The organism is Pseudomonas sp. IzPS59, from assembly GCF_014863505.1.
Classification (GTDB): Bacteria; Pseudomonadota; Gammaproteobacteria; order Pseudomonadales; family Pseudomonadaceae; genus Aquipseudomonas; species Aquipseudomonas kribbensis.
In genome coordinates this window covers 812,501-827,404 of record NZ_CP062251.1, presented here as the reverse complement: position 1 = coordinate 827,404, position 14,904 = coordinate 812,501, and the positions used below count along the sequence as shown (strand labels likewise).

Genomic DNA, 14,904 nt, shown 5'->3' with positions numbered 1-14,904 from the left:
TTGGTTGTCGGACTGTTTTTGGAGTATAGATGTGCAAACTTCTAATAAGAACGCACATATAAGCCCGTCCATCATGCAAAAAAACATCACGTCTTTAGGCTCGCTGAACTGGGACGACCTCAAGTTTTTCCTCGAAGTCGCCCGTACCCGAAAGGCCAGCACCGCGGCCAAACGTCTGGCGGTGGACTACACCACGGTGTCGCGCAGAATCAGTTCGCTGGAAGCCGCATTGGGCACATTGCTGTTCGAGAAGTCCCGCACCAACGGTTTCGTGCTGACCGCCGAAGGCCAGCGCCTGCTGAGCTACGCCGAGTCGATCGAAAGCACGCTGCACATGGCCTGCGAGCAGGTGTCCGGCTCCGGCGTCGCGCTGTCCGGGCATGTGCGCATGGGTTGCACCGAAGGTTTCGGCAGCTTTTTCATCACCCCGCAACTGAGCCACTTCGTCGACGCCTACCCGGCGATCTCGGTGGACATCCTGCCGTTGCCGCACTTCATCAGCCTGTCCAAACGCGAAGCCGACATCGTCATCGCCCTCGAACGCCCGGAACACGGGCCGTACGTGTGCTGCAAACTCTGCGACTACCGCCTGCAGCTCTACGCGACCCAGGAATACCTCGACAAACACCCACCGATCCGCCGCCCCGCCGATTTGGGCAAGCATCAATTCATCAGTTATGTGGATGACCTGGCGTTCAGCTCGGAGCTGCTGTATCTGGCGAACGTGGTGCCCAGCGCCAGCGCGAATTTGCGCAGCACCAGCGTGATCGCACAATTCGTGGCGGCGCAGCAGGGACGTTCGCTGGCGATTCTGCCGTGCTTCCTCGCGGCCCAGGATCCGCGCCTGTTGCCGGTGTTGCCGGAGGAAATCGACATTACCCGGCAGTTCTGGATGTACTGCCGGGAGGACCTGCGCAAGCTCAAGCGGATTACCCTGTTGTGGGATTACATCCGTGAGGTGACCGAGCGCAATCAGGTGCTGTTGATGGGACAGACCCGGGAAATGCAGTTCGCCGACTAGTCGGCGCTGACCACGATCGACACCCGGCGGTTTTCGGTGCGGCCGGCGGCGGTGTCGTTGGAGGCTACCGGCTCGCGGCTACCGAGGCCTTGCAGCTGGATGTTCTCTTCCTTCATGCCGACCGTGGTCAGCACTTTGCCCACACTCTTCGCTCGGCGCAGCGACAGCTGCTGGTTGTAGGCTTCCTTGCCCGAGGCATCGGTGTGGCCATCCACGCGAACCCGCTCGATACCGACACCGAGCAGGGCCTTACCGATACGTTCGACGATCTCGGTACTTTGCTTGTTCAGGCTTTCGATGTCGCTGCCAAACAGCACTTTGCCCGACAGGCCGAACTCCCAGCCGTCGTCGGTCAGTTCAAAGCCCTGCTGCTTGAGCACGGCAATCTGCGCCGGCGTCAGGCCTTTTTGCGGAGCGGTCTGGCAACCGGTCAGGGCCAGCATGGCGGTCAGTAACAGGGTGGAAATCAGTCGAAAGGAAATTGAGAACACGGGCATCAGCTCCTGGTTTGAACGGGATCGACCGGGTGCTCCGACCCGGCCGTGAATTGGGCGCCGCGGGACAGGCGCTTGGCTTGATACATCGCGGCGTCGGCCGCATCGAGCAAGGTGCCGGGCGTGGCGCCATGATCGGGGTAAACCGCAATGCCGATACTGAGCGAGGTCACCACACTGGTGTCGCCCGGCAATGCAATCGGGGTGTCCATGCTGGCGAGAATCTTGTCGGCAATGCGCTCGGCGTCTTCGGTCTTGTGCAACGGCGTCAACAGCACGGCAAATTCATCGCCGCCCAGACGCGCCACCAGATCCTCTTCGCGCAACTGCGCCCGCACCCGGTTCGCTACAGCCACCAACACCGCATCGCCGGCCGCATGGCCAAAATTGTCATTGATCTCCTTGAAGCGATCACTGTCGAGAAACAGCACTGCTGCGCGCTCGTTGAGTTTGTTGGCGCTGCGCAATGCACGAATCAGGCGCCCTTCGAAAAACGCCCGGTTGGGCAGTCCCGTGAGGCTGTCGTGAGTGGCCTGGTGGGCAAGGGTTTCGTTCTCGTTTTGCAGGTGGGTCTGCCACGATTCCAGCTCATCGAGCAGAGCGTTGAAGTCGTTGCCGAGGTTGTGGAGCTCGGCGATTTTCGCCGGTGGCACCCGCCGGTCCAGTGCCCGCTCGCTGCGGGCGGCGTGGGCCACGCCCGCCAGGCTGTGCAGCGGGCCGATGATCCCCCGCAACTGACGGCGCGCGAGATAGAGCGCCACCCAGGCGCTGATCGCGGTGCAGAGAATGATGCCCGCCAGACCGCTCAACAGAAACTGCATCAGGCTGCCGCCGTGACCGATCAACAGGATCCGACCGATCTCGCGATCCTGGTGCAGGATCGGCAGGCTGATCGGCTTTTCCAGCACTATCCGCGTGATCTGCATTTCCAGCCCGGAAAACAAACCGTTTTCCGGTCGCTGCCATCGCGCCAGCAACTGACCCTGGCTATCCAGCACCTGCGCGTCCGCCACCTCTTCGGTCGAGGCGATCAACGCCAGCGCCTCCGTCGCGGCAGGCTTGTCGTTGAACACCACCGCCGCTTCCACGGTGTAACTGATCGAACGAGCGATCAAGTGCAGGTTGTGATCGGCATAGACCCGCAGCGCCAGCACGCCCAGCAGGGTCAGGGACACACTGGCCATTGCCACGGCAACCAGCGCCACGATCAAGTGTCCGCGACCGATGACCGAACCCAGGGTCGGACGCCCTGTGGATTTGTCGCGTCTCATGGAGCCGCCGGCTTGCGGCGCGACAACTGCAGCACGCTAGGATGAATGCGCACGCCGCTGCGGGCGACGGAGTCGAGATTGACCTCGAACGACACCTGCTCGTCACCGACCCGCAGGCAGAACAGGCTGCCGACCGTGCATTGATCGCCGCCCTCGCTGATGCTCAATACCGGGTGACCGATCAGCGAAGCGAACAGACGGCTGCGTTCATCGGCGGTGAGCTTGCCGATATACACCGCATCGCACTCGCTGACGATGGCCGGATTGTCTGCCAGCAAACGACGCACCGTGACAGGCCGGCCCGTGGCCTGGGTCGTGCCTTTCACCAGATCGTCGGTGTATTCGGTGGGACCGACGATGCACAGGCGCAATTGCGCAGGCTCGACCGGCCAACGGGCGTAACTGAGGATGCCAAGGACTACTTGAGTGACGGATTTGGCCCGTTGTTCAGCCATACCGACCGGTGTTTGCGGCTGGGCAGCAACCCCACCTGTGAGCAAACAGAGCAGAACGGCAAGCAACGCTCGCTTGCTGCCAACTACGCGCTCTGTCGCCCAGACAGCCAGCTTCATGCAGGGATTCTCTTGGATCGTAACGAAATGATGCCGCAACGATAGCACAGCGTTGGAACGCCAGCGATACAGCCCCCTCTGACCGGTCGGTCAGATAACGCCGGCAATCACTGGCAACTTCACCCTCGAAGCGCCGCGCCTTCCTCCAGTTCCAGCATCAAACCGCTCAAGCGCTTGACCTTGCGCTGCACCGCTTCCTCGAATACCCCGGCTCGCGGTTCGATCAAGGTGAACCAGTGTTTGGCTCGGGTAATGCCGGTGTAGATCAGCTCTTTGGTCAATACCGGATTCAGGGCGTCGGGAAGGATCAACGCGGTATGGGCAAACTCCGAGCCTTGCGACTTGTGCACCGTCATGGCGTACACGGTTTCAACATCATTGAGCCGGCTCGGCAACACAAACCGCACCCCACCGCGCCCGTCGTTACGCGGGAACGCCACCCGCAACACCGGTTCACCGGCGTTCGGTCCATCTCGTTCGGGCAGCTTGAGAGCGATACCGATATCACCGTTCATCAGCCCCAGACCATAGTCATTGCGGGTCATCAGGACCGGACGGCCTTCATACCACTGCTGATCGCTGTCGATCAGCCGCGCCTTGAGCAGTGCTTCGGTGATACGCAGGTTCAGCCCCTCGACACCCCACGGCCCTTTGCGCACGGCGCACAGTAACTGGAACGTATCGAACGCCTGCAAGACTGCTTGAGCCCAATCGAGCCAACCGGGATTTTCAAGAGGGGCACCGACGGGCGGGCGCTGATTGCGCAAGACGCTCAGGTAATGCCGATAACCGTGAGGGCCCTCGCCATGCCCATCCAGAACGAGGCGTTCCAGTGCATGGTCATGCTCTCCCTTGAGTGCCAGCGAATACACGTCGTCATGGCTTCGCGCTGCCAGCAAGTGGCGAGCTTCATCCGGCAGTTGCTGATTCACCCGGCGCGCAAGCTGGCCGATGCCACTGCCCTCGCCGAAACGCCGCGAGTGACGCAACATCACCACTTGCTGCGCCAGCGGGTGAGTACCGTCGCCGTCCTCGTGCAAACCGGCGCCCTGCAAGGACTCCCCGCTCACGGACTCCAGCCACTGACGTGTCTGCGGACTGTACCAACCCGCCTCGGCATCACGACACAGATCCCCCAGCACCGCACCGGCCTCGACAGAGGCCAGTTGATCCTTGTCGCCCAGCAACACCAGGCGAGCGTGTGAAGGCAACGCATCAAGCAGGTTGGCCATCATTTCCAGATCGATCATGGAGGCTTCATCGACCACCAGCACATCCAGTGGCAAGCGGTTGCCCGCGTGATGGCGAAAGTGCCGAGTACCGGGACGGCTGCCTAGCAAGCGGTGTACGGTAGTCACCTCGGAAGGAATTTTTTCCCGAACGGCTTCGGCGACTTCCAGCGATTGCACTTGCTGGCTGATGGACTCGGTCAGCCGCGCTGCCGCTTTACCCGTAGGTGCGGCCAGGCGGATACGCAGAGGCTGGCCGGCTTCGACTGCCGGGGCCTGAAGCAAGGCCAGCAAACGCACGACCGTGGTGGTCTTGCCGGTGCCCGGCCCGCCCGTGACGATGCTGAAGGCACCTCGGGTCGCCAGTGCGCAGGCGAGTTTCTGCCAGTCGATCACGCCGGTTTTCTTTGCTGATCCGAATAACTCGTCCAGTCGCTGCAACAGATCGCCCGGTGTCGGTTCATGCTCTGCCAAACGTTGGCGCAGTGCCGTGTCGATGCGTCGTTCATAGGTCCAGTACCGGCGCAGGTACAGGCGTTTACCGGACAGCACCAGAGGGCATTGCCGTGCAGACTCACTGTCGTCGGCAGCCAGCGCCACCAGAGGGCTGCCGGCCAGCACTTTGCACCAGTGTGCGCCGTCAAGTGACTCAAGCAATTGCGATGGCAGCAACACACCGGATTGCGCATCACCTTCAGGTGGCAGTGACAGGGCGAAGTCCGGAGCCTTGAGGGTTTCGAACAAATCCAGGCACACATGACCATGACCGAGCTGGTGACTGGTCAAAGCGGCAGCAAGCAGAACCAGCGGGTCGACGTCTGGCACCAACTCATGAAGAAACGTCACGAATGCCTTGTCCAGTGCCCGCAGCCACCCTCGCTCTACCCAGTGGGTCAGTAACTGCAGCAAGTCCTCGGCCTGCATCAGGGGCGTCAGTCGAGCAAGACTGTCTGCATCCAGCGCAATCGGCGACAAGTGCGCGAAGGTGCGGCTCATAGCAATTCTCCCTGTTCCCATACCGGCTCGGATTTCGGTTCCGGTTTGCCCTGGAACATCCGGTCCAGACGTTCGATCAACTCCCGGGGCGGCCGCGCGAAATACACGCCACCGCTATCTGCCCGGGTACCGCGCAGGAACAGATACAGCGCACCGCCCACATGGCGGTCGTAATCGTAATCGGCGAGGCGGGCCTTGAGCTGACGATGCAGTGCCAGCAGGTACAGCACGTATTGCAGGTCGTAGCGGTTTTCCAGAATCGACTGTTCCATGGCCTGCTCGGTGTAGGCGGCATCATCGACGCCCAGCCAGTTGGATTTGTAGTCCGCCACGTAGTAACGACTATCATGCTCAAAGGTCAGGTCGATGAAGCCTTTGAACATGCCGTTGAGTTGCACGGCCTCGGCGGCAACCCTGGAAACGCCGTTGTGGGTGAACTTGCGTACCTGCTCGTCGAGTCTGACGACATCGACCTTGTGGCTGGCGAACCAGAACTCCATCTCGACCCGATACTGTTTCAGTTGCTCCAGCACGACTGAAGGTCGACCGGCGCCTGCCGGCATCGGCGATTTGAGCAGATGCTGCAACCAGTCGCTGAGGGTCGTGATCCAGCCTTCCCAGCCACGACGATTGCAGCGCCGGGCGATCGCGTCTTCCAGCGCTTCGCGCGAAACCGCGAAACCTTCATCACCTGCCCATTCGAGCAGTCCATGGAGGAACGTCCCCGGATTCGGCCCTCGCGGAAAACGATGAATCTCGGCGCCTCCCGGAATGATCTCGCGGGGGGCATCGGGCTCGAGGCGCTCGTCGTCGAACAGTTTCTGCGCCTGGGGACTGTCCGGTGCTTCATCACTGCCGACGCTCAACACATCACTGATGCGCAATGCGCTATAGGAAGCGATCCACCAGTTTTCGCTGGCCTTGCGCTTGGGGATCAACGTGGCACTTGGGGTCGCTTCGTTGCGGGGTGGCTTGTAACGCTCGCTGGTTGCCAGTGGCATTTCCACGATGCTCAGCGCAGGGCAATGTTGCTGCAAATCGTCAAGCCAACGGGTCAGATCGCTGGACTCGCTCAGTGATGCGCCACCACCCAGCAGATAGCCAAGTGCCGAGAGATGCAGAACCGAACTGCTGTTATTGCCGCGTTTAAGGTCCGTAACACCAAGCCAGCAGGCATGTTGTGCCCGGGTCAGCGCGACGTAGAGCAAACGTAGATCCTCCGCCAGACGCTCATTGTCGGCCAGGGCAATCAGCTCGGCATCCGCTTTGAGACTGACCTGAGCCTTGCCGGAGGCATCGTGGTAATGCAACGGCAGCCGGCTGCCGTCCACGGGTTTGGCCGAGCAGATGAAGGGCAGAAACACCAACGGATACTCAAGCCCCTTGGACTTGTGGATCGTCACGACCTTGACCAGTTGCTCGTCGCTTTCAAGGCGCAGGATCTGCTCCTCACCTGCCTGACCGGACAACGAAAGGTGCTCGGCCAAATGCCGGATCAGCGCCTGCTCGCCATCCAGTTCGGAGGCGGCCTGCTGCAACAGCTCCGACAGGTGCAACAGGTTAGTCAGCACCCGCTCTCCATCACTGCGAGCAATCAGGGTTTGCGGTAGATGGAAGTCATGCAAAAGATGCCGCAACATCGGCAACACGCCTTGTTTGCGCCAGATCTCGCGATAGGCCCGGAATTGTATGACTCGGGCTTCCCAGACCAGTTCGTCCTGATTCAGGCGCTCGAGTTCAGCCAGCGGCAGATTCAAGGTAATGCAGGCCAGGGCTGCCTTTAGCGAGCGCTCGACATCCGGCTCGGCACACGCCTTGAGCCAGGCCAGAAGGTCATGGGCCTCCTGGGTCGCGAAGACTGAATCCTTGTCCGACAGATAGACGCTGCGCACCCCACGGGCGGCAAGCTCACCGCGTATCGCTTGAGCCTCCTTGCCATCGCGCACCAGAATTGCGATGTCCGCCGGCTGCAGCCCGCGAAAATCCTTGCCGTCCTGCTCGAAACCCGCGCTGCCGGCTTTTCCGCCATTGAGCAGGAGAGTAATTTCACTGGCGCAGGCCGCCGCCAGCTGCTGGCGGTAGACCGCACCGGAGACTGGCTGCTCGGTAGATAAACGCCAGATGTTCAGCGCCGGCACGTCTTGCCCGGAAATCTGTAAATGCTCCTTGCGTCCCTGGGCATCCACGGGTTGAAACGGCACCGGGTTGTCACCGTCTTTCTCTCGAAACAGAAACGCACCGCGTCCCTGTTCACGGGACTCGGCACGCTCGAACACCTGGTTTACCGCGCGGACCATCCCGTGGCTGGAGCGGAAGTTCGTACCCAGCGTATGCAGTCGCCCTGCGGTGGCTATTCGCGCGCGCAGGTAGGTGTAGATGTCCGCACCACGGAAGGCATAGATCGCCTGCTTCGGATCACCGATCAGAAACAGTCCGGTTTCGGGATTATTTTCCTCGATGCGATAGATGTTTTCGAAGATCCGGTACTGCACCGGATCCGTGTCCTGGAATTCGTCGATCAAAGCGACCGGAAACTGCTCGCGGATAAGCGTGGCGAGGCGCTCGCCGCCTTCGGATTGCAACGCGGCGTCAAGGCGCAGCAGCATGTCATCGAAGCCCATTTCGGCACGTCTGCGCTTCTCTTCCTCAAAGCGCGCACCTACCCATTTGGCAGCGTGCTGCAACACAGCCGCGTCGGGCGTCGGCAGCCCGTCGAGACTCGACTTGAGCCTCGACATCGCGTCCAGTCCCGGATGACTCGGGGGCTCGCCTTTCCAGGCTTCGGCCATGCCGTCCGGCGTCAGCCGGGTAAATCCGGTACCGATATCCAGTTGTTCCAGTGACTCGTCTTCAGCCCAGGCCTTGAGCTTCTCGAACCAGGGCTCGAAGTAGCGCGCCTGCATCTTGCGTCCGTCGACTGTCTTGCTGGCAACGCCCTGATGACAAATGGCGAGCAACTCATCCGCCCACTGCTGCCAGGGCTTTTTCAATTCAACCAATGCTGCGCGGCGTTCCTGCAGACACTCGTCGATCAATTCGGCTGGAGACCTGTCCTCCTTGCTGTCACGTTCAGTGCCGAAGAGCGCACGTACACGAGGCAACAGAGCGGCCGGACCTCCCCAGTTAGTACGAACCCAATTCAAGGCATCACCCTGCATCGGATAGCAGAACAGGCGCCAGTAATCGCGGAGTACTTCGCCGAGCAGATCGCTATGATCGGTTTCCAGAGACTGGGTAAACAGACTGCCGCTGTCGAATGCGTGTTCGCGCAGCATTCGCTGACACCAGCTGTGGATCGTAGAGACGGCAGCCTCGTCCATCCATTGCGCGGCGATGTCCAGGCGGTTGGCGCAACCGGGCCATTGCTGAGGATCGAACTGCGCGCGAAGCTCATCGATCAACGTATCAGGAGGTGGCGTCTCGTCACGAAAGAAGCGTGCAGCCTCGGCCAGACGGGTGCGGATGCGCTCTCGCAGCTCCTTGGTTGCCGCATCGGTGAAGGTCACTACTAGAATCTGCGGTGGCAGCAGTTCACGACCGAAGCCACTCGCCTCGCCTCCATGACCAAGGATCAGGCGCAGATACAAAGCGGAGATGGTGAACGTCTTGCCGGTGCCCGCACTGGCCTCGATCAGTTGACTGCCCTTCAATGGAAACGCCAGGGCAAGTGGCTGCGGTGTACTCATGACCGCCCCCCCTCGCTGGCCAATGATTGCCAGGGCGCTTCGAGCACCGGGCGGTATAAAGCGTTGCACCAATCGGGGAATGTCTCCTCGACCAGCAAAGCATCGTAATCCGGGAACTGCCGCGCCAATGCGGGGCTTTCGCGTCTCTCGCCTTCGCTGGTCTGGCCATCACCTTCATAGGCTTTGCGTGCAGCGGCTTCAGCCTTCAGCGGGTCGCTCTGGCCCAGCCATGCAAAAGCGGTTTTCACCGCAACCGGAAGTGGCTGGCGCATTCCAGACTGCCAGGCGAGAAGCAGGTCTTCGAGTACCCGCCATGCCCGATCCTGCTCCATGGGCTCAAGCAAAAGAGTGTCGTCGCTGGCGACCAGCGCAGTGGTCAAGGACAGCCCGCTCGCACAAGCGACCAGATGATCGACCCACGGTTTGATCAGACGGTGCCATTTGCGGTTCTTGATCGAACCGATGCTGTTGGGGATCGTCGTCACCGACAGCACACCGCCATCGGCACGCTTATGCAGACCTCCAAGCCATCCTTCCAGGCGTAATCCCTGCCATTCAAGATTGATCGGGATCGCACTGGTCAGCGGAGTAGGCCAAAGCGTCAGCAGTTGTTGATAGCGTTGCAGCAAATCAGGAAGCGGTTCGATCAGCTCTCGCTGCAGGCACTCTCCGAATCCCGCCATGGGCAGCAGCCCGCTGTTTTGCAGGCGCCGAGCCTGAGCCTCAAGCGCCTGATCAACACTCTCCGGGTGCCTCAAGGCCGCGTCGAGCAAACTGCTGCTGAGGGTGTATCGCTGCAAGGCATCCAGCACAAAGGGCTCTTCATCGGCTTGAGGTACCTGTGCCGCTTCGAAGTAAACCTTCAAGCGTTGAGTGAAAAAGTGTCGAACCGGGTTACGCAGAAAATCCTGCAGCAGTGCAAGGCCGAGCGGCTCCTCCTGGACATGGGGTTCAAGCATTCCTTTCACTTCGGCAGGCTCATGAAGTTGATGCAGCACCTGCCATTCATTGGCATAGCTGAACAGCTCATCACCGTCATGGAAGTAACGTGAACTGAATGGCTGCAACGGGTGTTCCTGGGTCATGGCATGCAACAGATCCGCACTTTCATCAGTCGTTCGCCAACCATTGGCGAGATGATCGCGCAACTGACCGATCAGCACCGAGGGTGGCCGTTCACTGTTGTCACGAATGCTGCGTCCAACCCAACTGATGTAGAGCTGATGGCGAGCAGACAGCAGTGCTTCGAGCAACAGATAGCGATCATCTTCACGGCGGGAGCGATCTCCCGGCCGGTAATCGCTTCCCATCAGGTCGAAGTCCAGCGGTGGCTGTGCCCGGGGATAATCGCCATCGTTCATGCCCAGAAGGCAAACCAGCTTGAAGGGAATAGCCCGCATCGGCATAAGGGTACAGAAGTTGACTGCACCGGCCAGGAAGCGTTGGGACAAACGTCCCTGATCCAGCCCGGCCAGCCAGGCCTCGCGAACAACGGTCAGCGGCAACTCATCTTCCAGTCCGACAGACTCACAGGTCTCCAACCAGGTCTCACGCAGCTCCTCAAGCTGAGTCAGCAAGTAGTCGTCATGCTCATTGCTCGCTTTGAAAAACAACTGCATCAGTACCTGTAACCGACTCCCCCACTCTTGAGGTTTCGCAGGCTTGAGCAATTGCTGGTGCGAGTACTCCAAGGCATCCAGCAAGGCGGACAGAGGACCGATCAGCGCAGCATCGAGGCCGCCAATTTCGTCGTAGGGCTCAATGCCCCCGCAGGCACTGGAATCGCCAACCGCATATCCGAGGAGCATCCGCTTCAGGCCGAAACGCCAGCTGTTCTGCTCCAGTTCATTTGGCAATCCCAGTCCGGCACGCTGGTCAGCGTCCATCCCCCAACGGACCCCGGCGCCTTCGATCCAGCGATGCAGCGTCGGCAAATCCCGCTCCTCCAAACCGAACCGTGCGCGTAACGCCGGCACATCGAGCAAGTCGAGAATTTCACTGACGGGGAAACGACTGTCGGGCAGTTTAAGCAGATGTTCGACAGCGATCAGTAATGGATCGCGACCGCGTTGCCCCTGGTCGGCCAGCGTGAAAGGAATAAACCGTGGATCATGACGATCCAGCTGCCCGAACACCGCACGGACATGCGGCGCATAACTGTCGATGTCGGGCACCATCACGATTACATCGCGGGGGCGAAGATCGGGATTGGCGCTGAATCGAGCCAGGAGCTGATCGTGGAGAATCTCGACTTCACGTTGTGCACTATGCGCGATGTGGAATCGAATCGACTGGTCTTGCTTGAGGTCGACATCGGGCCAGAGCTCACGCGTCTCGCTGAGCGGGCGCAGCTCCAGAATGTCATCCTGCAGTTGATTGAGCATGTTTTGCGGGACTGATTCGCTGAACAGATCGATACGACCATTGCGAAATGCCGCGCGATAGCTGCCGGGGTCGTCATAGCTGTCGAGCAGATTGATGTAGTCACGACCTTGTTTGCCCCAGGCGGCAAGCAGCGGATGGGCGTGTTGATGCAGTGACTCTGGATCCAGCACTACGGGCATGCCGCTCTTGCGAGCCTGACGTTTGTATTGATGGCGCAGCAGGTCCTTGTCGGCAACGATATCAGCCCAGTGATAACGGCAAGGGTTGTGTACGCAGAGCAAGACCTGGCTGAAACGGGCCAGCCCAGCCAATGCTTCCAATACTTGCGCGGGCAGTGACGAAATCCCGAAAACGATAACCCGTGACGGCAAGCCTGTCGGTGCTTTTTCAAGGTTGTTGATGCACTCGATGAATCGCTGGTGCACGCCTGCCCGACTTTGAGCCATGCCTTGCTCACCGACATCTTCAAGCAATGCACGCCATAGCTCTGCCTGCCAGCAACTGGTGCTGGGCAGCGGTTTCACCTCCCCCCTGACATTTCGTAGCTGATGCCGCCCCTCGGCCCAATCCTCGAGCCAGTCGGCACGGTACACCTGATACTGATCGAACAGATCCGCCAGTCGCTCGGACAACTGGTAGCGCTTGCGCAAATCAGTGTCGTGGGTCAGGAAACGTTGCAGGGGTTCGAAATGCGGCAGGTCGATGACTTGCGGTAACAGGCGCATCAGCCTCCAGGTCAGAGGGGCCTTGTCGAGCAAGGACTTGGCCGGAATCTCATCTCGCCCCAGGACCATGCGATAAAGCTGCCACATGAAACTGCCCGGCAACTGCACATCAATTGCAGCGGCAATACCGCAGCCACCCAAGTCATCCTCTTCAGGATCCTCAGCCAGTGCCAGCTTGAGCCATTGAGCAATGCCGTTGCTCTGCACGAGCGCAATTTCGTTCTCCAAGGGAGCCAGCGGATAACGCCGCATGATGCTGATCACAAGGCTACGCAGTTCGTCCAGGCTATTGCTCTGAACGACCATGAATGCAGCGTTGAGGGACTGTGTGTCCGGCATGAGGCTTCCTTGAAAAAGTACAAAAGCTAGGGCTGAACCTTAGCATTCCCGGCTGGCTAGGGCAGCCGCAAGGCGTCCGAGAATGCTGTACGAACTTTCCTGCGGACAAAAAAAAACCCCAACTGCTTTCGCAATTGGGGTTTCGGAATTTAATCTTGACGATGACCTACTCTCACATGGGGAAACCCCACACTACCATCGGCGATGCATCGTTTCACTTCTGAGTTCGGGATGGGATCAGGTGGTTCCAACGCTCTATGGTCGTCAAGAAATTCGGGTACTGACTCGTGACCGGTTGGCCTCGCTTCAGCAAATTGGGTATGGATAGGTTTCGGTGTTTTGTGAGCGTCGAACTTTCGGTTCATTGCGTCTTCACACACCGCAATCTGGCCTTTCGACTCAAATTGCTTGGGTGTTATATGGTCAAGCCTCACGGGCAATTAGTATTGGTTAGCTCAACGCCTCACAGCGCTTACACACCCAACCTATCAACGTCGTAGTCTTCGACGGCCCTTCAGGGAACTCAAGGTTCCAGTGAGATCTCATCTTGAGGCAAGTTTCCCGCTTAGATGCTTTCAGCGGTTATCTTTTCCGAACATAGCTACCCGGCAATGCCACTGGCGTGACAACCGGAACACCAGAGGTTCGTCCACTCCGGTCCTCTCGTACTAGGAGCAGCCCCTCTCAAATCTCAAACGTCCACGGCAGATAGGGACCGAACTGTCTCACGACGTTCTAAACCCAGCTCGCGTACCACTTTAAATGGCGAACAGCCATACCCTTGGGACCGGCTTCAGCCCCAGGATGTGATGAGCCGACATCGAGGTGCCAAACACCGCCGTCGATATGAACTCTTGGGCGGTATCAGCCTGTTATCCCCGGAGTACCTTTTATCCGTTGAGCGATGGCCCTTCCATACAGAACCACCGGATCACTAAGACCTACTTTCGTACCTGCTCGACGTGTCTGTCTCGCAGTCAAGCGCGCTTTTGCCTTTATACTCTACGACCGATTTCCGACCGGTCTGAGCGCACCTTCGTACTCCTCCGTTACTCTTTAGGAGGAGACCGCCCCAGTCAAACTACCCACCATACACTGTCCTCGATCCGGATAACGGACCTGAGTTAGAACCTCAAAGTTGCCAGGGTGGTATTTCAAGGATGGCTCCACGCGAACTGGCGTCCACGCTTCAAAGCCTCCCACCTATCCTACACAAGCAAATTCAAAGTCCAGTGCAAAGCTATAGTAAAGGTTCACGGGGTCTTTCCGTCTAGCCGCGGATACACTGCATCTTCACAGCGATTTCAATTTCACTGAGTCTCGGGTGGAGACAGCGCCGCCATCGTTACGCCATTCGTGCAGGTCGGAACTTACCCGACAAGGAATTTCGCTACCTTAGGACCGTTATAGTTACGGCCGCCGTTTACCGGGGCTTCGATCAAGAGCTTCGCGTTAGCTAACCCCATCAATTAACCTTCCGGCACCGGGCAGGCGTCACACCCTATACGTCCACTTTCGTGTTTGCAGAGTGCTGTGTTTTTAATAAACAGTCGCAGCGGCCTGGTATCTTCGACCGGCATGGGCTTACGGAGCAAGTCCTTCACCCTCACCGGCGCACCTTCTCCCGAAGTTACGGTGCCATTTTGCCTAGTTCCTTCACCCGAGTTCTCTCAAGCGCCTTGGTATTCTCTACCCAACCACCTGTGTCGGTTTGGGGTACGGTTCCTGGTTATCTGAAGCTTAGAAGCTTTTCTTGGAAGCATGGCATCAACCACTTCGTCGCCTAAAGGCAACTCGTCATCAGCTCTCGGCCTTAAGATCCCGGATTTACCTAAGATCTCAGCCTACCACCTTAAACTTGGACAACCAACGCCAAGCTGGCCTAGCCTTCTCCGTCCCTCCATCGCAATAACCAGAAGTACAGGAATATTAACCTGTTTTCCATCGACTACGCTTTTCAGCCTCGCCTTAGGGACCGACTAACCCTGCGTCGATTAACGTTGCGCAGGAAACCTTGGTCTTTCGGCGTGGGTGTTTTTCACACCCATTGTCGTTACTCATGTCAGCATTCGCACTTCTGATACCTCCAGCAAGCTTCTCAACTCACCTTCACAGGCTTACAGAACGCTCCTCTACCGCATCACTTACGTGATACCCGTAGCTTCGGTGTATGGTTTGAGCCCCGT

General features: G+C 59.1%; 7 protein-coding genes and 2 rRNA genes (1 of these 9 running past the window's edge). 1 reads left to right on the top strand and 8 read right to left on the bottom strand.

All coding sequences use genetic code 11. From position 1 onward, the window contains the following. Positions 1-73: 73 nt before the first annotated feature. Positions 74-1,021, top strand: coding sequence for a LysR family transcriptional regulator (locus IF189_RS03615; protein ID WP_192552823.1), 948 nt, complete (start codon positions 74-76; stop codon positions 1,019-1,021). Here IF189_RS03615 and IF189_RS03610 read toward each other — a convergent pair. From IF189_RS03610 to IF189_RS03575, 8 genes are all read right to left on the bottom strand, one after another. After that, the gene (locus IF189_RS03610; RefSeq protein WP_192552822.1) at positions 1,018-1,518 is read right to left on the bottom strand and encodes an OmpA family protein; all 501 of its coding nucleotides are present in this window, start codon (positions 1,516-1,518) and stop codon (positions 1,018-1,020) included. The two genes, IF189_RS03615 and IF189_RS03610, sit on opposite strands and share 4 nt — an antisense overlap. Continuing rightward, positions 1,518-2,786 carry a diguanylate cyclase domain-containing protein gene (locus IF189_RS03605; protein ID WP_085713191.1) on the bottom strand — a complete coding sequence of 423 codons (1,269 nt, stop codon included), beginning with the start codon at positions 2,784-2,786 and terminating at the stop codon, positions 1,518-1,520. Before IF189_RS03605 ends, IF189_RS03610 begins: the two co-directional genes overlap by 1 nt. Continuing rightward, complete coding sequence (locus IF189_RS03600) at positions 2,783-3,358, bottom strand: YfiR family protein (RefSeq protein ID WP_134825405.1); 576 nt, start codon at positions 3,356-3,358, stop codon at positions 2,783-2,785. The genes IF189_RS03605 and IF189_RS03600 overlap by 4 nt, the downstream gene beginning before the upstream one ends. A 119-nt stretch (positions 3,359-3,477) precedes the next feature. Next, the gene (recD, locus tag IF189_RS03595) at positions 3,478-5,583 is read right to left on the bottom strand and encodes an exodeoxyribonuclease V subunit alpha (RefSeq protein WP_192552821.1); all 2,106 of its coding nucleotides are present in this window, start codon (positions 5,581-5,583) and stop codon (positions 3,478-3,480) included. Then, a complete protein-coding gene (gene recB / locus IF189_RS03590; RefSeq protein ID WP_192552820.1) occupies positions 5,580-9,269 on the bottom strand; it encodes an exodeoxyribonuclease V subunit beta in 3,690 nt (1,229 codons plus the stop codon). The genes recD and recB overlap by 4 nt, the downstream gene beginning before the upstream one ends. Then, positions 9,266-12,718 carry an exodeoxyribonuclease V subunit gamma gene (gene recC / locus IF189_RS03585; protein WP_192552819.1) on the bottom strand — a complete coding sequence of 1,151 codons (3,453 nt, stop codon included), beginning with the start codon at positions 12,716-12,718 and terminating at the stop codon, positions 9,266-9,268. The genes recB and recC overlap by 4 nt, the downstream gene beginning before the upstream one ends. A gap of 153 nt (positions 12,719-12,871) precedes the next feature. Further along, positions 12,872-12,987, bottom strand: a 5S ribosomal RNA gene (gene rrf / locus IF189_RS03580). 150 nt (positions 12,988-13,137) lie between these two features. Beyond that, positions 13,138-14,904: ribosomal RNA gene (locus tag IF189_RS03575) — 23S ribosomal RNA — on the bottom strand (it continues 1,124 nt past the right edge of the window).